The 21873-nt window shown below is 68.9% G+C and carries 19 protein-coding genes; 6 read left to right on the forward strand and 13 right to left on the reverse strand.

Annotated elements, in window-relative coordinates; all coding sequences use genetic code 11:
* Positions 1-8 precede the first annotated feature (8 nt).
* The 4 genes from ASG95_RS20240 to ASG95_RS20255 all read right to left on the reverse strand — a co-directional run bounded on the left by ASG95_RS20240 (position 9) and on the right by ASG95_RS20255 (position 3546).
* Positions 9-1331 (reverse strand): hypothetical protein, encoded by a 1323-nt coding sequence (locus ASG95_RS20240; RefSeq protein WP_057378610.1) that lies wholly within the window; start codon positions 1329-1331, stop codon positions 9-11.
* Entirely contained in the window at positions 1328-2131 is an 804-nt protein-coding gene (locus ASG95_RS20245) for a hypothetical protein (protein ID WP_157582326.1), read from the reverse strand. The genes ASG95_RS20240 and ASG95_RS20245 overlap by 4 nt, the downstream gene beginning before the upstream one ends.
* Positions 2128-2412: a DUF6112 family protein gene (locus ASG95_RS20250; protein ID WP_057378612.1), complete on the reverse strand. Its 285-nt coding sequence runs from the start codon at positions 2410-2412 to the stop codon at positions 2128-2130. Before ASG95_RS20250 ends, ASG95_RS20245 begins: the two co-directional genes overlap by 4 nt.
* Before the next feature lie 87 nt (positions 2413-2499).
* Complete coding sequence (locus ASG95_RS20255) at positions 2500-3546, reverse strand: C40 family peptidase (protein ID WP_235544078.1); 1047 nt, start codon at positions 3544-3546, stop codon at positions 2500-2502.
* A 102-nt stretch (positions 3547-3648) separates the two neighbouring features.
* On the opposite strand from ASG95_RS20255, the gene ASG95_RS20260 reads away from it, so the two are divergent.
* Positions 3649-4152: a hypothetical protein gene (locus ASG95_RS20260; protein ID WP_157582329.1), complete on the forward strand. Its 504-nt coding sequence runs from the start codon at positions 3649-3651 to the stop codon at positions 4150-4152.
* A 36-nt stretch (positions 4153-4188) separates the two neighbouring features.
* On the opposite strand, the gene ASG95_RS20265 is transcribed toward ASG95_RS20260, so the two are convergent.
* On the reverse strand, positions 4189-4557 hold the full coding sequence (locus tag ASG95_RS20265) for a hypothetical protein (protein ID WP_157582332.1): 369 nt from the start codon (positions 4555-4557) through the stop codon (positions 4189-4191).
* Entirely contained in the window at positions 4557-4970 is a 414-nt protein-coding gene (locus ASG95_RS20270; protein ID WP_157582335.1) for a hypothetical protein, read from the reverse strand. The genes ASG95_RS20265 and ASG95_RS20270 overlap by 1 nt, the downstream gene beginning before the upstream one ends.
* A gap of 291 nt (positions 4971-5261) precedes the next feature.
* Here ASG95_RS20270 and ASG95_RS20275 point away from each other — a divergent pair, with 291 nt between their 5' ends.
* Together ASG95_RS20275 and ASG95_RS20280 are read left to right on the forward strand one after the other, a co-directional pair.
* On the forward strand, positions 5262-6056 hold the full coding sequence (locus ASG95_RS20275) for an XRE family transcriptional regulator (RefSeq protein WP_235544080.1): 795 nt from the start codon (positions 5262-5264) through the stop codon (positions 6054-6056).
* Positions 6057-6066: 10 nt separating this feature from the next.
* Positions 6067-6537, forward strand: a complete 471-nt coding sequence (locus ASG95_RS20280; RefSeq protein ID WP_057378617.1) for an NUDIX hydrolase — start codon at positions 6067-6069, stop codon at positions 6535-6537.
* On the opposite strand, the gene ASG95_RS20285 is transcribed toward ASG95_RS20280, so the two are convergent.
* Complete coding sequence (locus ASG95_RS20285; protein WP_200961951.1) at positions 6538-7086, reverse strand: HD domain-containing protein; 549 nt, start codon at positions 7084-7086, stop codon at positions 6538-6540.
* Between the two features lie 47 nt (positions 7087-7133).
* The gene (locus ASG95_RS20290; protein WP_057378619.1) at positions 7134-7436 is read right to left on the reverse strand and encodes a hypothetical protein; all 303 of its coding nucleotides are present in this window, start codon (positions 7434-7436) and stop codon (positions 7134-7136) included.
* Positions 7437-7910: 474 nt separating this feature from the next.
* On the opposite strand from ASG95_RS20290, the gene mobF reads away from it, so the two are divergent.
* Positions 7911-10835, forward strand: coding sequence for a MobF family relaxase (gene mobF, locus ASG95_RS20295; RefSeq protein ID WP_235544089.1), 2925 nt, complete (start codon positions 7911-7913; stop codon positions 10833-10835).
* 180 nt (positions 10836-11015) lie between these two features.
* On the opposite strand, the gene ASG95_RS20300 is transcribed toward mobF, so the two are convergent.
* Entirely contained in the window at positions 11016-13103 is a 2088-nt protein-coding gene (locus ASG95_RS20300) for a hypothetical protein (protein ID WP_057378621.1), read from the reverse strand.
* Between the two features lie 105 nt (positions 13104-13208).
* The gene (locus ASG95_RS20305; protein ID WP_057378622.1) at positions 13209-14795 is read right to left on the reverse strand and encodes a glycoside hydrolase family 43 protein; all 1587 of its coding nucleotides are present in this window, start codon (positions 14793-14795) and stop codon (positions 13209-13211) included.
* 561 nt (positions 14796-15356) lie between these two features.
* On the opposite strand from ASG95_RS20305, the gene ASG95_RS20310 reads away from it, so the two are divergent.
* Positions 15357-17984 (forward strand): Tat pathway signal sequence domain protein, encoded by a 2628-nt coding sequence (locus ASG95_RS20310; RefSeq protein ID WP_157582341.1) that lies wholly within the window; start codon positions 15357-15359, stop codon positions 17982-17984.
* 72 nt (positions 17985-18056) lie between these two features.
* Here the strand turns inward: ASG95_RS20310 and ASG95_RS20315 are convergent, their stop codons facing one another.
* Entirely contained in the window at positions 18057-18812 is a 756-nt protein-coding gene (locus ASG95_RS20315) for an alpha/beta fold hydrolase (RefSeq protein ID WP_057378624.1), read from the reverse strand.
* An 86-nt stretch (positions 18813-18898) separates the two neighbouring features.
* On the opposite strand from ASG95_RS20315, the gene ASG95_RS20320 reads away from it, so the two are divergent.
* On the forward strand, positions 18899-19927 hold the full coding sequence (locus ASG95_RS20320; RefSeq protein WP_057378625.1) for a LacI family DNA-binding transcriptional regulator: 1029 nt from the start codon (positions 18899-18901) through the stop codon (positions 19925-19927).
* A gap of 39 nt (positions 19928-19966) precedes the next feature.
* Here ASG95_RS20320 and ASG95_RS20325 read toward each other — a convergent pair whose 3' ends face one another.
* Positions 19967-20953, reverse strand: a complete 987-nt coding sequence (locus ASG95_RS20325; RefSeq protein WP_057379039.1) for a hydroxyacid dehydrogenase — start codon at positions 20951-20953, stop codon at positions 19967-19969.
* Between the two features lie 26 nt (positions 20954-20979).
* Complete coding sequence (locus tag ASG95_RS20330; protein WP_200961952.1) at positions 20980-21735, reverse strand: sugar phosphate isomerase/epimerase; 756 nt, start codon at positions 21733-21735, stop codon at positions 20980-20982.
* Between the last annotated feature and the right edge of the window lie 138 nt (positions 21736-21873).

Below are 21873 nucleotides of genomic sequence, written 5' to 3' on the forward strand. Positions count from 1 at the left end.
CTCGTTCCTCACTGTCGAGGGGGCGGCTGGTGCGGTGGCTGCGGTTGCGGCGCACCGGCGTGGGAGTCCGGACCCGTCGGCGCGGATGCTCGATCGGGTTGCGGGCTCGTCCCGGGCGGTGCCGTGGAGTGGCGGGGGCTGGCTGGCCCGGTTGAGGCCGGGGGCGTGGCCGAGGCTGCGACTCGGCTGGGTTGCTCGCCGGCCCCAACCGGGCGGCTCTGGGCGGGTCCGTCGCCGTGGGCCTCGACTGGACGGGGTGAGTTGTCGAGGGGGCCGGACGCGTCGCCGCGTTTGGCCGGTGCACGGCCGCCGCCTCCGCCGGCCGTCATGCCGAGGGCGACTCCACCTGCGGCCCCGACACCGGGGACGAGGGCGCGCGCGGTCGATGTCAGTGCGACGACCTTGCGCGGGGCGCTGATCACGACGCGGGCGCCGCTGGTGGAGTGGATGGCGCTGACGTGCGCGGCGTGCAGCGCCTCACCGGCGAAGGTGCAGGTCTTGATCGCGATCCACGGCGCCAGGCCGCCCAGCAACAAGACCAGGGCGCCGCCGACCATCTGGGTGGTGGCTTGGGTGGCGCCACTGGAGGCCTGTCCGGCGCCGTCGAGGACGGCGACCCCGATGGACAAGATGATGACCAGCAGCAGCTTGCAGGCCACCATCGCGACGACGAACTCGATCCAGCGCCGCACCCAGGCTCGGGAGAAGTCCGCGACCGCGCCGGCGAACGCGATCGGGGCCAGCACGGCGGCTACGAGCAGCATCAGCTTGCGGGCGAGCATTGCGGCCCACACGATCACCACCGCGGCCAGGATCACCAGGGACAGCAGCAGTACGGTGGCCGGGTTCCCGGTACTGGACAGCCGGACTGCGGTGAGCCTGGCACCCAGACCGGAAATGTTGGTGCCCATGGTGGCCTGGACGACGCCGGCGCTGAGCGCGTCGACCGCGGTCAGCAGGGCTTGGGTGGCTGCCAGGGCGAAGGTCGTGCCGATGGTCGCGACGACCAGCCCGGTAAGGGCGCGCCCGAGGGCTTCGGCTTCGCGGCGCAGGACCCCACGGATCACCTGGATGACGAACAGGCCCATGCAGATCACGCCGGCGATCGCGCCGGTGATGGCGAGCTCGCGCAGCAGTTCGGGGGAGCGCAGGTCGAGGGTGGTGGCGTGGTCGATCTCCTTCCATAGCCACACGGTGGCGTGCTCGGCGGCCGTGCCGAAGTACCCGGCGATGTGGGTGAACGTCGACGTGGCCGCGGCGTTGGCCTGGTCAGCGACGGCGTTCGACACCATGCACAGCGGGTTGAGGGTGTTGGGGCCGGTGCAGCTCATGACGTGCTCACCGGGATGGCGGTGTAGGTGATGACCGCGACGACGCCCCAGGTGGGACGGACCGGGGGTCCCTCCAGGTTGAGGCTGGCCGAGACGCTGAAGGTCTGCGTCGTGGCTCCGGTCCGCCTGGTGACGGTGGCGCTCACCTGGCGGGCCGTGATGCCGGGGTCGGTGATCCGCCCGGCTTGCACGGCCCCGATCCACGCGGTCGGTTCCTGCACCCGCTCCACCGTGGCGGTGTCGACGGCGCGAACCGCCCCGAGCCGCGCCCATTCAGGAGGCGGCGGTACCGGCGCGGGGCCGTCGGTGGCGCCGGTGACCGACCAGATTGCGAACCTGTCCCGCAGATGATCCGGCACGAGCCCGATGACGAGCGGTTCGGTGGTGGTCGCTGACTCGGCCTGCACCCAACGCAGCTGCTCCTCGCGTGGCCTGGTGTAGTCCCGGGTCAGGAGGCGGCGGACGAACTCGGCGGCGTACAGGTCCGGCTGCCGGGCCGTGATGCCGGTGATGCGGGTGGCGGCTGGGGCGGCCGGGTACCGCGGTGTCCTGGCGATGGCCGCCACGGCGTCGTCGACCTCCCGCCCCGAGGAGGGTGGCGGAACGGCGCGGTCGGCCCCTGGGCGCGGCGCACTCGGGACAGGCGCCGGAACTACGCGGTCAACGCTGTCCGAGGTGCTGTGGTTGCGGGTGAGCAGTCCGGTGACCGCGACCACGATGGCCAGCAGGCTGACCACGGACCCCACGTAGAGGCGGCGGCGCCCGGAGTGCCGGGGGCACGGCGTACCAATTTGTCTCATCGGATCGAGGCTCCGGCGTTGTTGAAGAAGGTGACGATCGTGTTGGCGGCGCCGATCAACAGGGCCGCACCGCCGGCCACCAGGACCCCGGACTTGCCCTTGCCCGCCACGTGCGGGTTGGAGGAGTGCGCGCCGACCGCCCAGGCGGAGGCGGAGATCGCGACCCCGGCGACCGCGGCGATCAGCCCGAAGGTGAGCAGGGCGCCGACGATGGACTCCAGCGCGGCCAGTCCGGGCAGGCCGGTGGTGTTGGGTTGGATGTCGATGGTGGGTGCCGACATGGCGTTGCCTTTCGCAGCTGCGGCGGGCCGGTCCCGCGCACGTACTTGGTGTACGGGCCGCTGGGGGCACCATCGGTCGGCGCGGGTTCACGCGATGTGCCGGATCGCCGAGACGCCGCCGGAGACGTACGAGGACAGGGCCACGACCTTGACCACGTCCCCGGTCTGCGGGGCCTCCACGACCCGGCCGTCGCCGATGTACATGCCGACGTGGCCCGGGGCGGCGAGGGTGCCGTCGCTGCCGGGGGTCAGGATCAGGTCCCCCGGGGCGAGGCCTTGCAGGGTGGTGGCGGTGCCGTCGTGCACCTGCTCGTAGGTGGTGCGGCCGATCGCCACCCCGGCGGCTCGCCAGGCCGTGCCGGTGAGCCCGGAGCAGTCGTATCCCGTGGGGCCGGTTGCTCCCCACACGTACGGTTTGCCGAGCTGCGCCAGGGCGAAGGTGACCGCGACCCGCGCGGCGGGGGAGGTGTCGGCGGGCAGGGTGTACCCCGGCGGCAGGCCTGCGGGGACCGTGTCGGTGGGGCCGGCGCCGCAGTCCGGTGTGGTGGCCACGATGGTGTCGACGATGCTCCCGGCGCGCTGGGCGTTGCCCAGGTAGTTGCCACCGACCCTGTCGGACCAGCTGTTGACCTCGGTGGGGGTGCCGGTCCAGGCGGACCGCTGCACGTGCTGGGCCGCGACCCACGGATCGGCCTGCTGCCATCCCGGCAGGGCCAGAAGGGTGTCGAGGAACAGGTTGGTCGAGGCGACCGGGTCCATCCGCTGGGCGGCGGTGCCCCAGCCGGGGCGTTGCTGGAACAGCCCTAGGGAGTCGTGGTCGTACCCCAGTCCTTGGTTGGGAAGCGTGGTGCCGTCGGGGTCGTTCGGGTTGCCCAGGATCAGCAGACTCGACTCGGTCATGGCGGTCATGACGGCGATCACCGCGGCCTGGTGCCCGCCGCGGGTCGAGGCCGTGGCAACGACGGTGCGGGCGTTCCGTGCCTGGGCGTCGCTGAGCCCGGCCACCGGGCCGGTGCCGGCGCACACCAGCACCGGTGTCGCCTGGGGCAGCGCACCCGCGACCGCGGTCAGGCCCACGACCCCGACGGCCACGGCACCGGCGACCAGCACGGCGACGACGCGCATTGGTGTCATGGCCGGTGTACGACCGCGCCGGGGCACCAACGGTCTGGTGAGGTTGCACTGTCGTGATCGTGCGAGACAGTGTCAGGAAGCCACAACCGTCAGGGAGAAACGATGCGAACCAGGCTCCGAGCCAACAAGCCCGCGCCCGCCCCTGCGCCGGGCTTGGCAGGGCAGGTCGCGGCCGCTGATGCTCGCGCTCTCGCCCTGGAGCTGGGCGGCCTACGGGCACCCGAGCACGTCGACGTCATGGGGCTCGGCATCGTCCTCGAGAACGGGGAGACCGCTCACCGCACCACCTGGTGTTGGGTGCGCTGGCGCGTCGACGGGCAGTGGAGCCCAGCCCTGTGGTGCCACGTCGTCGTCACCGACCACCGGCTGCTGGTGCGGCTGCCCGACGGCACCCTCCGTTCGCAATGGTGGTCGACCCTGGTCGGGTTCGAGGCGGACCTGGCCGCCGGCCATGTGATCCTCGACTACGGTGATGGCCGCCCCCGGCTCTTCTCCGGACCGCAGGCCGCGGTGCTGGCGGTCGCCGGTGTGGCCATGCTGTACGGGCCCGAGGCACTCGTCTCGCACCCCGCACTGGATCCGATCCGCTCAACCGCGGCGCCCTGAACCACAGCACCGTTCTAGCCCTCAATGGTGGTCTTCTCAGCCGTTCAGCAGTCCCAGCTGGCGGCGGGCGTGGGTCCGCTCCGCATCGCTCAGGTGGCGCTGTTCGCTGAAGATGCGCAGCAGCCCCGGCCAGCCTGAGGGACTCCCGGCCAGCAGGCGGTGCACCACTCGGCGGGCCTCTGGCTCGAGGCCGAGCTGCTCCAGCATCCGCTTGGTGCAGGCGCGCGAGTTCCCTCCGGCGCGTTTGGAGGTCACCGTGACCAGCGGGTCGGTCGCGCCCCGCTGCGCCGCGGCCACCGCGCGGGACAGCAGGATGTCTGCCGCCGGCGCGACGACCGCCAGTCGGGGGTCGTGCTGTCCGAGCCGGAGCTCGTCGCGGATCCATTCGTCCAGCGCCGTAGCCATCACCAGGCCTCCATCGCTTCGCGGGAGACCCACTGCACCGCATCACCGGGGCGGACACCCGTCATGCCGCGCAGGGCGTCGGCCTGGGCAGCGCGGGCCGAGCCGCGGTCGCGGCGCGTGGCGGCGCTGCGCAGGTGGGAGTAGAGGGCGTCTGGACGCAGCCTGCGTGCCTTGGTCTCGTGCTTGAACAGCCACTCCATGGCACAGATCAGCTCCGCGGTGGCGTGGTCCTCGGTGACTGTGACCGCTGCGGTCGACCCGAGCGGGACGACCTCGGCACTGGTGCGGGTGCACACCTCGTCGCGGACCACCAGCCACAGCCGGTCGCGTTGCCTGCTGGGCCTGTCGAGCCGCGGGCAGTCCAAGAGCGCTCGCATCACCGCCTGCGCCCTGCCTTGCTGTCTGAACGTCATCACTGCCTCCCCTGTCCCGGATGCGGACAAGCGCCGTTGCCTTTCAGGCAAGGGCGCCGACCAGTGATCGGCAACCGACGGCCAGCGTGCCTGTGGATGATGCGACGGTTCGCGGGTTATCCACAGGGGCCTGCGCAGGTCTGCCGTTCACGGCGTCCATCCGCTTCACTAGTCACTGGCCGCTCTCGCCGAGCGACCGCCGCTGATGCGGCGCATGATCAGGACAGCCGCTGGGGCGGGGACGCGATAACCGCGCCGTGGGACGGTTCGGGACGTCCGGCGGCGCGGCACATGAGACAGCGCGTCCCGGACGAGGCAGGGAGGAACGCGATGGCGAACGAGCGACTACGGGCGGCGCTGGTCGGCGCGAACCTGTCTGTCGGCGGCCTCAGCGAGATCGTCGGGGTGGACCCCAAGACCGTCGAACGTTGGATCAGCAAGGACCGCGTGCCGCATCGCGTTCACCGGATGGCGGTCGCCAGCGCGGTCGGCAAGGACGACGGCTTCCTTTGGCCCACAGCGGTTTCGGAGGCGCAGCGAGGCGAGACAAGCCGCGAAGAGCTCGTGGGCATCCACCCCAGCCGTGGCGCCATCCCGATGGCGCTCTGGTCCGGTCTGCTCAACCAGGCGCGCCGGCAGATCGACATCCTCGCCTTCGCAGCCACATTCCTGCACGACGCGGTGCCGGACTTCGACGCCACCCTCGCGCAACGGGCCGCAGACGGTGTCCAGGTGCGCCTGTGCCTGGGTGACCCGGCCTGCGACGCGGTGCGGCTGCGCGGCCTGGAGGAAGGCATCGGGTCCTCGCTCGCCGACCGGTGCACCCTGACCTGGAAGTACTTCCGGCCCTTCCTCGACGAGCCGAACATCGCGGCCCGCATGCACGAGCAGACCCTCTACGCCTCGATGTTCCGGTTCGACGACGACCTGCTCGTCAACACCCACGTCCTGGGATCCGCCGCCGGCAGCTCGCCCGTGCTCCAGCTGCACCACCTGCCCGGTGGACGCATGTTCACCCACTTCCTGGACGGGTTCGAGCGCACCTGGGACACCGCCCGGGCGGTGGAGGCCGCCGACATCACGTAGCGTGACCGCTATGGCCAGGATCGACTACATCGACGACCCGAACGCACCCGCCGCCAACAGCGTCGTGCCGTCCGTGACCGCTGTCGTCGAGGACCCCCAAGGACGGATCCTGTTGATCCACAAGACCGACAACAACCTCTGGGCTCTTCCCGGGGGCGGGCACGACATCGGGGAGTCCATCGCCGACACCGTGGTCCGTGAGGTCAAGGAGGAGACCGGCTACGACGTGCAGGTGACCGGCCTGGTCGGCACCTACACCAACCCCCGGCATGTCATGGCCTACGACGACGGCGAGGTGCGGCAGCAGTTCTCGCTGTGCTTCAGAGCCCAGCTCCTCGGCGGCGAGGCGCGCACCAGCTCCGAGAGCAAGGCGGTCGAGTGGGTCGCCCCGACCGACCTGCTCGAGCTGCCCATGCATCCCTCCATGCGGCTGCGGATCCAGCACTACCTCGAGCACCGCGACCAGCCGATCATCGGCTGATCAGGTCCCGGCCACCCTGTCAAACATTGTCGCGGCGCGCTGCGCGCACTCCCGCAGATAGGGCGAGGACTTCTCGATCGCCCTGTGCACCGGGTGGTCGGCCGGGTAACGCTGGAGGATCTCGGCAAGCCGCTCATCCACCCCGACGACACCGCCGGCGGGGTCGGTGGTTAGGTCTGCCAAGGTGAGGGCGTCCAGGGCGGCCTGGTCCGGTCGGTCGAACGCGTGCAGCTCGGAGGCAAGGCCGCGCTCGACCGCCTCGAACTCGGCGCCCGTGTGGTAGGCAACCAGGGACACGACCTCGCGCGGCGCACCCAAGATGCTCAGGTGACGGGCGCCGTCGAGGGCATGGAGATCGGTGCGCGCCACCGACGGGGCGTACCCGATGTCGTGCAGCCACGCCGCCAGTGCAACCGCGGGGTCGGCGCCGGCCGCCACCAGATCCTCAGCTCGCCGGGCCACCTGCACGGTGTGGTCCCAGCGGCGCCCCAGCGACCCCACCAGCGACTGGGCAATCGCACGCCCCCGCTCCACAGTCCATGGCTCCACCGGGCCAGCGTAGAAGAGGCGCACCAAGGTCGCCGATCCGACGGCGCCTACGGTGCGGATGGCCGCTGGGGTATGCCGCGCGGCTCAGCGGTCGGCCGCGCGCGTCGCTGGTGGGCACGCCTGACGACGCCGACCGGCTGGCCCAACAGCTGCGCGGCGCGCTCCACGCCGGAAACGTCGACCAAAGCCGCGACGGCGCGGTCGACCTCCCCCTGCGCGGTCTCGACCTTGCCCTGCGCGCGGGCGAGTGCCGCATACGCCTTCGTCGTGGCCGCCACGGCCGCCGACTCGGCGCGCTGCGCCTCCTGCAAGCGGCGACGTGCGTCGCTGCCAATCGGGATGGTTGTCATGCTCAGCTCCTTCGTTTGGCGAACTGAGACGTGTACGCCGACGCGGGGGCACGACGTCCGCAGCCGCCGGATCGCCGACCAGGACGCCGTCGCGCCGGAGCTAGTCGTACGCGCCACGGCTCTGGAACGTCCACAGCGTCAGGCGCGCCCGTCGAGGTCTCGTGGCATGAGCCGCGGTGCGACGAACAACGCGGCACGTCGCGGCAGTCGCTTGAACGCAGGCAGGCGATCCGGCAGTCCGACCTCTCGGCTCACGCGAATCCACACGGCGTCATCCTGACCTGACGCCCCGACAGCGCAGCGCCCCCCACCACCCATCACCCCACCGACCCGCCCACAGCCCTCCCCACGCACCGCACGCGACACACCTGACCATCCAACACTCCCACCAACCACCAGCGCCACACTGTTGGCACCAAGGTGGCTCGACTCGTCCCCGGGGTGCCCCGTCCGCACCGTTTACCCGGTGTGACCATGTCGATCAGGCGGATGACGCTGGGTGCGGGGTACCGGTACCTGATGTCGTCGGTGGCGCGGATGGACGAGGACGGACCCGCCGCCGGACTGACCGGCTACTACGCCGCGGAGGGCACCCCGCCGGGGCGGTTCCTCGGCACCGGCCTGAGCGGCCTCGCCGGCGGTCTGGGCATTCAACCCGGGAGCCAGGTCACTGAGGAGCAGCTGTGGCGGATGCTCGGGATGCTGCAGGACCCGGTTACCGGGGAGCCCCTCGGACGCCCACCGGTCGGGCATCCCAGCGCGTTCGTTGACCGCCTGGGTCGGCGGCGCAAGGCCGTCCAGGCGGTGGCCGGGTTCGACCTCACCTTCTCTGTCCCTAAGTCCGTGTCCGTGGCGTGGGCCCTGGGTAACGAGGGCACCCGGCAGCGCATCCATACCGCGCACCGCCGAGCGGTGGAGGCGGTCATCGCCTACGGGGAGTCGCAGGTGTTCGCCACCCGCACCGGTCGCGGCGGTGTGGTGTCCGAGGATGTGCGCGGGGTCGTCGCGGTGGCGTTCGACCACTGGGACTCCCGCGCGCACGACCCGCAACTGCACACCCACGTCGTCGTCCTCAACAGGGCACAGAGCGTGGCCGACGGCAAGTGGCGCACCCTGGACTCCAAGGCCCTGTTCAGGGCCACCGTCGGCATGTCCACGCTGTACAACGGGATCCTTGCTGACGAGCTCACCGCCGACCTCGGCTGGGCTTGGACACCGGAACAACGCCGCCGATCCGCGGAGCCAAAGTGGGAGGTCGACGGCGTCCCCGCTGCGCTGCGTGACGAGTTCTCGCAGCGGACTAGCGCGATCGAGGGCGCCACCAAGCACCTCGTGGCCGACTTTCAGGCCGCGCACGGACGACCTCCGGCGGGGCCGGAGATCCTCCGGCTGCGACAGCAGGCGACCCTGACAACCCGCAATCCCAAGACCCTTACACCGATGCGTAGGCTGATTGAGGACTGGCGCACCCGCGCGCAACCGCACCTCGACATCGACCCGACGTCGTGGGTGGCCGGCCTGGCCGGTCGCAACAGCCAACCCCTGCTCACCGCCTCCGACATCGACGACGGGATTCTGCGGGACGCCGCCACCCTCGTCCTGGACAACGTGGCCGACAAGCGGGCCACCTTCACCCGCGCGAACCTGCTCGCCGAGACCCTGCGCCAGCTCCACGGGGTCCGGTTCGCCACCGCCACCGACCGCATCGCCGTCGCCGAGAAGACCGCCACCCACGCCGCCGAACTGGCGGTCATGCTCACCCCACCCGAGGTCGGCGCCGTCCCAGAGGCGCTGCAACGCGCCGACGGGTCCAGCAAGTTCCGGGCCCGCAACAGCGAGGTCTACGCCACCGCCGAACTGATCGACGCCGAAGCTCACCTCCTCCAGCTCGGCCGAACCACAGACGGCCCCACCGTGCCTTCCGCGGCGGCTGTCCGAGCGGCCGCGTGGACCCCACACCGCCGCCAGCCACTCTCAACCGAGCAGGTCGACGCGCTCACGAGCGTAGTCACCTCGGGAAGGCGGCTGGACGTGCTCGTCGGCGCAGCCGGGACCGGGAAATCCACCACCATGGCCGCCGTCCGGGCAGTGTGGGAGGCCACCCACGGGTCCGGGTCGGTGGTCGGACTCGCCCCGTCCGCCGCCGCTGCGGAGGTGCTCGCCGACGCCGTCGGCGTGCCCGCCGAGAACACCGCCAAATGGCTAGCCGAACACGACAACGCCCCGCAACGTCTTACCGCCGTCCAGGGGTACGCGGCCCGGCTGGCCCGCGCCTACCCCTCATCCCAAACCCATGCCCTGCAGCAGCGAGCAGCCAAGGCGTATGAGGCGTACGCCCGGTGGGCGCTGCGACCCGGGCAGCTCGTCATCATCGACGAAGCCTCCATGGCCGCCACCAAAGACCTGCACCGGATCGCCACCCACGCCGCCGAGGTCGGCGCGAAGGTGCTGCTCGTGGGGGATTGGGCGCAGCTGTCCCCGGTGCAGGCCGGCGGCGCATTCAAGCTGCTCGCCGACGACCGCGGCCCCGACACCCCGACCCTCCACCAGGTCAAACGCTTCGCCCACGACTGGGAAGCCGAAGCCACCCTCCGACTCCGCCGCGGCGACCCCGGCGTCGCCGCCACCTACCTAACCCACGACCGGGTCCAGGCCGGGACGCGGGAGGACCTCTTGGACCTACTCTTCGACGCCTGGCGCGCCGACACGAGCGCGGGCCGCCGTTCGCTCATGCTCTCCGCTGACACCCAAACCGTGACCGACCTCAACACCCGAGCCCGGGACCACCGCGTCGCCACCGGTGAGGTAGCCGGGGACGGGGTGCGGCTCGGTGACGGAACCACAGTCGGGGTCGGTGATGTCGTCGTGACCCGGCTCAACCACCGAACCCTGGCCACCGGGCGTGGCTGGGTCAAGAACGGCGACGACTGGGTCGTCACCGACATCCGCGCGGACGGGGCCCTGCACGTCACCCGCGCCCGTGGCGGGTCCCCTGCGCTGCTCCCGGCGGACTACGTGCGTGATCACGTCGAGCTCGGGTACGCCACCACCGCCCACCGCGCCCAAGGCCGAACCGTCGACACCGCCCATGCCTACATCACGGCGACCACCCTCCGCGAACCCCTCTACGTGATGGCCACCCGGGGCCGGGAGACCAACCGCTTGTACGTCGACACCGCCCACGACCCTGAGCACGCCACCAACCACGGTGAACCCGACCACACGGACCCCGCGGACGTGCTCCGCGCCGCCATCACCACCACTGGAGTAGACACCTCCGCCACCCACGTGTGGCGCGCTGAGCAAGCCGCCGCCTGGGCGCCATGGCGCCTAGAAGCCCAAGGCGCGGCCACGCAGGAGGCCCGGCGATCCCAAGTCCAGAATGGCACCCAGATCTGACGTCAGACGCCAGAGGCATGGGGCGCTACCGAACACCGCCGATCAAACGCGAGTCGGATACGCGTCGATTCCCGACGCCTTCGCACGTGCGCGCCTTGGGAGGGTCCTCTGCGCCCTCGGTTCCCGCGCTCGAGGCCCTTCGTAGGACACATCTCGGCGCATCTCCCGGCCTTGCCATTGTCAGTTGGACGCCCGGCGATCCCGATGAGGCCGGGCGTCGGGATGCGTTGCGGTTTGGACCAATACGGCCGAGTGCGCCGCGAGCCATCCGTGAGGCGCGGGGACCATGTGCACCTGCTCCCCGGCGGGCATACCGGTCAAGGCGACGGGACTCGACCTGTGGTTGACAATGACGACCTTGTCCCCGAAGCGAGCCGACTCGACGCCTTTGACCGGGTGAAGCGGCGACCGCGGTGACGTACCCGCAAGGACCTCGACCGGGGTGTGCTCAAGCAGCACGACGGGGTGCATCTCCGCCTTGCCGTACTGCGTGGGGACAATCGGCATGACATTGGTGCTGTACGCATACCCGTACTCGAAACCGAACGAGAATACCTGCCCGTCGCCTACGTCGATGCGGGCGAAGGCTGCGTCCCCGCTTTGGATGTAGGGGGCAATCGGTTCGCCGCTGTCGTAGGCGACCGTGCTCCACCCGTGCGGAATGACGTCCTCGGTCCACCGGATGCAGTCGTAGGGTACGGGCCGCTCGAGGACGCCGAACGCGGCCTGCGCGAGCCGACAGCCAGGCCCGTGGAACAGCGTCCCACCGTCGCTCACGAACTCACGGACAGCAGCCTCCAGGGCGTCGTTGTCGCCCAGGTCGTAGAGGCTGTCCGTGGGGACGACGAGGTGCTGGTAGTCGCGCAGGGCCCCGGCAACGACCTGGCGCGGATGCACGATGTCGACGTGCCAGCCAAGGTCGACGAACTGCTGGTACCAGCCGAGGAGGTCCATCCGGTGACGGCCACCCTCGTCGACACTGAGCGGTTCGAGCAAGCTCATCTGCTCGGGAAACAGCAACGCCACCTCCTTGGTGCGCGGAGCGTCCAACTGTGGCATCACCGCCTTTGCCCATTCTGTCCCGGCACGCAGGGAGTCCTTGAAGGTCGAGTCCATGCGGAACATGACGCCGCCGTCGTCCAAGCCGCTGTACCCGTATACGTGCAACGCAGTGGCCCCGTTGACGACATGGGTCGCTATGGCCTCTGCCGGGGGCACCACACGGTAGATGTCCGTGTTCACGTGACGACCCAGGTACAGGCCGCCGGTGAACGGTCGACCCCCGTTCGCACAGCGCGCAATCGTCGAGTCCACGCTCAGGGCCATTGCGTCGGCCCGGTTTTCACTGTTCAGCGGAGCAGCCATGAACAACACCCCGTCCACGTAGTCCGCGCACCGGTACACATCCAGGGCACGCTGACCTGTCTGCCAGTCGAGCTGGCCAGGCGGGTTGAAGAAGTATCCCCATTGGTGCAGGACAGGTTCCACGTACACATCCGGCTCCAGCCCATGCCATTGCTTGACCATGGTGGCCAGATGCTCGTCCAGCACGTGCGCCAGGTGCCTCTGATTGTCCACCCACCTGTGGAAGTCGCCCGACCGGCGCTCGAAGTCGTCCCTGCTTGGCAGCGCGCAGCCAACCCAGTCCAGCTCCTGCGGTCGCAGCCAGTACTCGTCGGGGGCAAGATCACCGAAGGCGCCAGCTGAAGTGCCGTACCTCTCATTCAAGGAGCTGATGTCACCCTCGTAATGACTCTCCAGCCAGGTCAGGTACTTGGCTCGCCCCTCGGGGTCGAAGCTCGGCTTGGGAATGGGGTCGAACATCGTCTGGACGACCACCGAACCGTCATCGCGGCGGTACATCCCGTCGCCGTACAGCCGCAGCAGCCCCTGTACGTGCTCGACCATCGTTGCCTGCGCCCTCGGGGACCAGTACTTGTACGTGCCCATGAGGTCTCCGTCCACCCGGACCGCCTGCTCCCCCCACACCGGGGGGACGTCACGGATGCTCGGGTACAGATTGTCCCCGCACAGGTACAGCGCCAGACATGTGTGCGTCATCCCCCGCGATCCGGCCTGAGAAATCATGAACTCCTGCATGGCCACGTACTGGCTGGCTTCCTCACCGCGGTACCGGGCGAAGAAGTCCTCCCACGGCTTGGAGTCCAGGTTGATGTTGTTGAAGCCCAGGCTGGCCACGTCGTCGATGCCGCGGCGAGTGGCGTCGAAGTCGGAGTAGAACGGTTCGAAGAAGTTGCCGAACCACATACTCAGCAGCGGTGGACGACGGTCAGGGTGAGAGCTCACAGGATTCCTCATCGGTTCATGACGCCTGACGGTGGTGGTCAGACGGTTGCTTAGGCCAGTCGGCCCTCAGGGGTCGTGGGACGGGGTGATGAGCAGGCCGGCGAAGTCCGCGGTGAAGGTGCCAGGGCCGGTGTCCTGAGCGGTCAGGCCGACCATCGCCCCGGTGAAACGCAATCGGCCGCCCCAGTCGTCCGAGACCACCGCCATGTCCAGCGCCTTGCCGACCCGACTCCACCTTTGACCGTCGGGCGAGGCGTCGAAGACCAGCTCAAGGTTGGTGATGGTGGCCCGCAGGTGCACGGTCACCCACTCGGACAGGTCCACGTCCGGCACGACCTCGGTGTACGTATCGCCGTCGCTGGTTGCCACCACCAAGTGGCGGCCTCCCGGGCCACAGGTCATGGCCACCCGGTGATGCCCAAGACGGTCGTACCAGATGACCAGGCCGGCCGCCTGAGCCAGGCTCTCCGGAGCCGCCGACATCTCCGTGGTGACAACGCAGCGCGTCGTCAACAAGCGGGTCGCGATCAAGCTGACACCGGTCGAAGCGAACAGGCTGCGTCTGCCGCGCAGCCGCAACCAGCCTTGACGCGCCTGGAGGTCCGCCCACGTGGCACTGACCGGTTCGCGCAAGCTCACCCACCCGGGGTCGAGCCCACCCGAGTCGAAACGGTCCTCAAACCCCTGCGGGTAAGGCGTCGCCGCGGACAACGCGGTCGCACCCTGCGGCCAGTGACCACCGTGAGCCAGCCGCAACCACCCGTCCTCCCACACCACCGGCTGGACGCACGTCTCACGGCCCAGCACACACACCAAACCCCGCTTGGACATCAGCGGCCGACTGGCCAGGTGAACGATGGCCCACCCGCCGTCGGGATCACGGACCAGCTCACCATGCCCAGCCTTCTGCAACGGCCACCCAGGGCTGTCTCGCGTCGTCAGCAACGGCTCCGGATCCACCTCGTACGGCCCCTCGAGGCTTCGCGACTTGGCAATCCGGATGCCGTGGTTCCAACCGGTGCCACCCTCCGCCAGCATCAGATGGAACCAGCCGTCGTGGTGGTACAGATTCGGCCCTTCAAGAAGTTCCTCGCTGCTGAAGATCAGCCGCTCCTCGCCAACCACCCCCGCAGCAGTGACCTCCTGCAACGTGATTCCCGCGAATGAAAACTCTTCAGGGCGGTGGTCCCAGCGCATGTTGGCAAGCCAGTGCCGGCCTTCGTGGTGGAAGATGCTCGGGTCGAATCCTCCGCCGCCGAGTCGCACCGGTTCCGTCCAAGGCCCGCCGATGTCAGTGGCCGTCGTCAGCAGAATGTCCACATCCTTGAACGGCCCAGACCACGCGTGCACCAGGCCCACGACCAGCCAGAATATCTCCCCGTCATGCGACAAGGACGGAGCCCACAACCCGCCCGAGTCCGGAACGTCCCGCAGGTCCAACACGGCCGGGTCGGTTAGCACGTGCCCTGCAGGCACCCAGTTACGCAGGTCCGTCGACGTGTGCAGCCGCACACCCGGCCACCACTCGAACGTGCTGTTCGCCAACACGTACGTGTCCCCGACACGGACGATGGACGGGTCAGGATGGAAACCGGGCACCACGGGATTGACGGGGCTCCAGGTGGAGCCGTGCGGGGGTGTCGTCGGCGGCACCAAACCAACTCTCCTTCATTCCTAACGCAACTCTCGGGCTGGACAGAAGCAACCTTCTAAACTGGAAAGCGCTTGCCCATAGCAGGGTAACCGCACTTCGACTCGGGCACAAGAAGTGCATCGAGCTGCGGTCGAGAAGTCGCAGGGCCGCGAGCAGTCTGCTGTTGCGAAACGTCACGCTCGGATCTACCGTGAGCAGGGGAATGCGCTTTCCCCTTCTCGGGGTTATGCCGCTTCTTCTGTGTAATGCTTTGTCTACCAAGGGAGTTGGAGATGACCGCACTTTCCCGTCGAGGCCTTCTGCAGAGCGCAGGAGTTGCCGCCGGAACCGCCGCATACGCCTGGGCCGCCCAGACGCCTGCCAGAGCAGCGACCCCATCCCCTGCGCCAGCCGCAGGAGGAAAGACCGGTCCGGTGCTGGACGCGGTGGTCTTCGGAGACGCAGCCTCCGAGAAGGCTCACGCCCTGACGTCGACGCTGTCCACGACAGCACGCGGTGGGCTCGGACAGCCCTCCAGAGTCCTCCAACCGAAGAGCACCCCGGACTTCTGGGGGGGAACCATGAAGTTCACCCTGGCTGTGGCCTCCTCCGGCACCACCTACCTGTCCACAAAGTTCTTCGGCGGCGACTTCGCCGACGACACCCACGAATGGCGCCTTCAGGTGTTCATCGGCGGCAAGATCATGGGCTGGATCGACCAGGGCTCCGTCGACCAGGCCGACCAGATGAGCTACGCACCACGCCTCGCAGACCGGTTCTACGTGCACACGCTGCCCCTGCCTGCGTTCCTCACCGCGGGCAAGACCAGCTTGGAGGTGGAGATCCGCGCCATGGGACGCCTCTACGCCTACGGGCAGGCGGACAACTTCTTCTATCCGATGACCACTGCGTCGCGCGGCATCTACCGCGCGTACACCCACACCACCCCATACTTCACCCCCACGGCCGACGACACGTATGGCAATGCCGCCGCACCCTCAACCAGGGCCAACAACGACGACGCCGCCATCGCCAAGATCCGCACCAGGGTGCTCAACGACCAGAACCGGATGCTGTATGCAACCAACATGGCCACCGTCGACGCCTGGGCTTACATGCAGCTGGCCGAAGGCTATGAATGGCCGGACAGCCCCGCCTACCAGAACCCCGTTGCTCTGACCAAGGTCTGCCAGGGCATCGACGGCCGCTACCTCGCGTGGAAGAAGGACGCCGCGGTCCTCACAGGCTCCGACCAGCAGTGGCAGGGCTTCGGCCGTGTCGGCCTCTTCCTTGACCGCTTCTGGGACCACATCCAAGACGATCTGGACGACGACGTCACGCCCGGCGGCACCGACGTGATGAACCCAGGGTTTGAAGCTGGCACGACCATGCCGTCCGGGTGGCACGTCCAAGGATGGGCCAACAAGGGGACCGCCTCGCGTGACACCAGCGCCGCCCACACCGGCACCGCCAGCCTGAAGGTCGCAGCACAGGCAACCGGTGCGTGCATCGTCGGACCGGACTCACGCACGTTCACCGGAGCCGGCGAGGTCACCTACGGCGCCTGGGTCAAGTACCCCGGAACGACCGGGAGCGTCGACCTGAACATCCTGTTCTGGACCGCAGACGGCACGTTCGTTGGCGGTGACCACCTCATCCACGTGCCCGGTGGCACCACCGAATGGACGAACCTGCAGGGCAAGGTCACCGTCCCCACGGGGGCCACCCAGTACGAGTTCTGGGTCGTCACCCGCGACGGCGCCACTGCCTGGTTCGACGACGTGACCGTGACCGCGCCACCACCCGCTGCGACCGAACCGATCGGGCGACGTGCCGCCTACCGCGACATGCTGCTGGGCAGCCGCGAGTACTGGCGCCAGAACTTCCGTCATTACACCAACCAGGCACAGTTCACCGCCATCGGCATCTACCAGTGCAACCGCGGACTGGCGCTGCTCTCCCCAGTCGACGCATGGCCCGAACCGCAAGCGCGCGAGTGGCTTTACATGGCTGTCGGCCTCAAGCCCTGGGCAGGTTCTGAGAACAAGGCCGGGGACAAGTCGTGGGAGCTCGGACACGACTACCACGTGTTCACTCCCAAGGGCCTGTCGCGAGAGCTCGGTTACGTCGGAAACTACGGCGAGATCAACGACATGCTCATCGCCTTCCACGAGACCGTGACCGGTGGCAAGGGCGCCGTGGACGACCCCATCCTGACCAAGCAGATCGTCAAGCTGTGCAAAACCCGCGGGTACTTCCGCCACGAAGGCGAGGACGAGTCCGGCAATCGGGCGATGCGTCTGGAGACCATCATCGGATGGCGCAACGAGCACTTCCCCGGCGACGTCGCCTACACGCAGAAGACCCAATGGGACGGCAACCCGCTCCAGGTCGCCGCCGTCCTGGACGACCCCGACCTCGTGGGCTGGGCCCAGACCCAGGTCAGCGACGGGCAGCTCGCCCCTGAGCTCGAACTGCTGCACTCACACTCCTGGACCCGCGTCGGGCTGCAAGCGCTGGTGTTCCTCAAGCGTGACCTGCCCTCCTTCCGCGCCAAGGCCGCGTCCAGCACGCGACTGCCCATGATGTGGGGACAGCCCAACGTCACGTTCACCGACGAGGTCAACGGATGCCTGGCCGTCAAGAACGGTGAGGAAGTGTTCTACGCATCCCTGTACTGGCGCGCCCGCTCCGCCGTGAACAGCCTTGCGCGCGTCCACCTTGTCGGCCCCCAACTCGAACGCTCTGCTGTCATCCGCAGCCAGACGGCGTTCGGCACAGCTGCCCCCGTGGGCACGTTCACGGTCCCCGACTGGGTCACCTGGGAATACGCTATCAACGACGCCAACGGCGGCCCCTCCCCGTTGCCTGGCGGCGGGTTCCCCCCACCCGGGCCGGCGTTGCACCAGGTGTACGCAGGACAGAGGCTGCCCATCGCGCAAACCCCGCCCGACATGGACCCCGCACTCGGCGGCACCACGTACGGCGTGGAGACGTTGCTGGTCGGCAAGGCGCCGTTCTACAGCTTCTCCTATGCCGGGTACTACATCGCCATGAACACGACAAAGGACCAGACGTTCACCTACCAGTGCCCGGCCACCGGGCGCGGACGCGACCTGGTCACTGGCAAGAACGTGGCCCTGTCGCAACCGCGACCCGTGCCCCCGCTGAGCACCGTCATCCTGTACAACCCTGCCGAACGCAGCTGACCACCCCAGGGCGCAGGTTGGGCGGTAATCCCCCAAGCCACCCAGCCTGCGCCCGCCCACAACCAGGCGTTCCTACGTCGAGCGGACCCCGCCCACCCACCCCTGCACTAGTTGCGCGAACTCCTCAGGCCGCTGCTGGTGCAGGTAGTGGGTGGTGCCCACCCATTCTTGAACTCGCGAACCGGGCACCTTCGGGTACGCGTTCGCCACCCCAGCGGCGAACGACGTCGAGAACAGGTACAGCACCGGGACCCGAACCCGACCAAGGACGGCGGCGGCGCGGTCGGTCGGACCCATGCTGTCCGGGGCCAGGTACATGGACTCGTACAGGTCAGCCAGCGCCTGCCCGGGGGTCGCAGCCATCTCCCGCCGCGCCTGCAACCACACGTCATGTGGCTGCCCGTCCGGGAAGGCCCCGTCGACGAACTCGACGCCGGCCAGTGCGCCCCTGGACCGAAGGTCCGCCAGCCGGTCCGGCGCACCGGCCATCTCCGCCGGCTCTGCACCAAACGCCGGGTCAACCAGCACCAAGGCGCTCACCTGAACCTCCTCACGCAGCGCCAGCGCAACAGCCACCTGCGCGCCCATCGAATGACCCACGACGACAGTCGGCTCCGCGCCCAGCCATCCGGCGACGTCCGCCGCCAAGTCCGCCACCGTCAACGGAGACGTCAAGCCGTGCCCCGCCCTGGACCCGTGGCCGGGAAGGTCCGTACACCGCACGTCCCACCCCGCGTCCAGCTCGGCGATGACGGGCAGCCACGAAGCCGCGGTGGCACCCCAACCGTGAATCAGACACATCTGGCCCAAAGCACCCAACGCGCTCATCCCCAATCGCTCGTCGTCGCAACAACAACGTGATTCTTGCCGGTAAGGTGTGGAATGCGCCTTCCCATCGACGTCCTGGAGGAATCATGACTGACCAGCTGCCTGGTCCGGTCACGCTCATGGACGTCGCCCACGAAGCCGGCGTATCCCTGGCCACCGCATCCCGCGCGTTCAACGGAAGCACTCGAAATGTCCGCGCCGACCTCAAGGAACGTGTCCTCGCGGCAGCTCTGAAACTGAACTACTCGGCGAACGCGCCGGCGCAGGCCATGGCGCGCGGGACCACCAACGTCGTCGGCCTGATCGTCCACGACATCGCAGACCCGTACTTCTCCTCCATCGCCGCCGGAGTCATGGAAGCCGCCGACGAACACCACCTGCTCGTCACCGTGGGCAGCACCATGCGACGCCCCGAACGCGAGCTCGACTACCTGGGCACCCTGCGTGGCCAGCGCAGCCGCGCCATCATCCTGGCCGGAAGCCGCGTCGACGATCCAGCCCTCAACGCACGCCTGCTCACCGAAGTCGAGGCGTTCCAGAGGTCCGGAGGACACGTCGTCGTCATTAGCCAGGCCAAGCTGCCCGTCGACACCGTCATCGTCGAGAACCGCAAAGGCGCGCGACAGCTGGCCCAGTCCCTGGTCGGCCTGGGATACAAAAAATTCGCCATTCTCGCCGGCCCTCGCGGACTGCTCACCGCCAGAGACCGCTGCCAAGGCTTCCGCGACGGGCTCGCCAAGGCCGGCCTGCCAGCGCCCGTAGTCGTGCCCGGCGCATTCACTCGCGACGGTGGCTACGGAGCCATGCAGGAACTGCTCGAAATCGGTGCAACTGTCGAATGTGTGTTCGCCGTGAATGACGTGATGGCCATGGGCGCCATGGCAGCCTGCCGGGAGAACGGCCTGCGACTGCCAGACGACCTTGCCATGGCCGGCTTCGACGACATTGCGACCCTGCGCGATGTCGACCCGAGCCTGACCACCGTCCGACTCCCCCTCGAGCAGCTCGGCCAAGCCGCGCTCGACCTCATCGTGACCATCGACGGCCCGCGACCGCGCCAGACCCGAGTTGCCGGCCAGGTCGTCATCCGCGCAAGCACTCCACCACGACACTGACTCCCAAACCGGTCGCACCCTCATCCGGCCACCAGCAGGTCAGGCCATCGTCGCAGCGGACTCCTCACTGACCTCTCCCGCCACCGGTGAGTCCCCCCGGAACATGCTGATTGCCGAGTCGACGGCGTGGTCTCCCAGCCGGGTCAGCTCGTTGCCCACCGCACCCGCCATGTGGGGAGTCAGCACAACATTCGTCAGGTCATAGAGAGGCGAGCTTGCCGGCAGCGGCTCGAACGGGTCAGTGGTGTCCAGCACCGCCCACAACCGACCAGAGACCAGCTCGTCAACCAAAGCGTCGTGGTCGACCAGCGCGCCGCGAGCCGTGTTCACCAAGGTCGCCCCGGCCTGCATCAGCGCCAGCTCACGCCGCCCCAACATGCCGCGGGTGCTCTCCAGCAACGGAGCGTGCAGCGACACCACCGAACTACGGGACAGCAGCTCATCCAGACCGACGCTGCGGACCCCGAGCCGCTCCGCCTCAGCCGCGGAAAGGAACGGGTCGAACACCAGAACCTTCAGGTCGTACGGGCGAAGGAGGCGAATGACGTTGCGCCCGATTCTCGACGCACCCACCAAGCCCACGACAGCGCCATGGTTGCCCGCCGACGGAAACTCACGTTCACGGTCGACGAAGGCACGCACGCGGCGGTAGACCACTTGGCTGCGGAAAGCCTGTTTGGCGGACAGTAGGACCATGGCCACCGCATACTCCGCGACCGGGACGGCATTCGCATCCGACGAAGACGTCACCCGAACCGCGCGACGCCAACAGCCCTCCCCCACGAGGTCACGCACCGAACCTCCCGCGTGATGGACCGCGTGCAGACGTGGCATCGCAGCAAGAAGAGCATCGTCGATCGTGCCGGCACCCCACCCGGTGATCAGCACATCGACCCCGGCCAGCACCTGCGGGTCCTCCTGATGCAAGTCGGCCACCGCCGGACGGTCGAAGTCGACCTCGAACACCGCCTGCAGCCGCGCCCTCGCGTCAGGGTCGAACAACCGGGCCGGCAGGTCCGGCGCCATGCTCAACAGAGCAACCGGCCGGCGGGTCACGCCACCCTGCCTTGCGCAGCCGCCACCAAGTCCTCCAGCACCGCAGCCTCCGACACCACCATGTCCGGGTCATCGCCCGGGACGAACTCCAACAACAGGTCCGTAGACGAGTCATGGGCGGCCAAGACGTCGAACACACTGGACCACAGGTCGGTCCGCTCCCGCAGCGCAAGCCGCATCGTCCCGGGCCACCACGAGAACACGTGCACCGCACTGACCCGGTCCACCAGCCGCCGCAGCCCGTCCACCGCGTCCGGCACGCTCGCATCCACCGGAGGCTGCCAGTACGTCGACAGGTTCACACTACCCACCTCCTCCAACAGCCGAACCGTCCCGTCCACGGTGTCCGTCAGCGACTCCCCATGGAACTCAAAGGCCACCTCGCAGCCTTGGTCCGCAGCAATCAGCGCCGCCTCCCGCGTCGCCCCGATGACCGCAGCCCAGTCTTGTGAGCTCGCCTCGGCAGACCCCACCGCACCAGCCCAGATGCGGATCCGGCTCGTCCCCACCGCACGAGCCGCACGCACCACGTCCACGAACTCGCCCGCGTCCGACACACCCGCCCGCCAGTACGAGCCATACGAGCTGGCCTGCAGCCCCGCCGCTTCGGCCGCCCGGGCTGCATTCGCCAGCTCCTCAGGACGTCCCGGCGGAGCATGCACCTCCGCCCATTCGACAACGGACAGCACCGACCGACCGGCGACCTGTGCCACCTGCGCAGCTGGAAGGTCCTTCAAGGTGATCGAGGACACCCCCAGCCGACCCCGCGAGCCCCATGCGACCACTTGCCACCTCCTGGAAGGAATCCGCTTTCCCATCAACTCTTGCACAACTCGGCATGGCACCGCTACGGTTCTGGCAAGCGCTTTCCGCGCTATTTGGATCTACGC

Origin of the sequence: Phycicoccus sp. Soil803 (genome assembly GCF_001429685.1) — a bacterium.
In the GTDB taxonomy this organism is placed as follows: Bacteria; Actinomycetota; Actinomycetes; order Actinomycetales; family Dermatophilaceae; genus Pedococcus.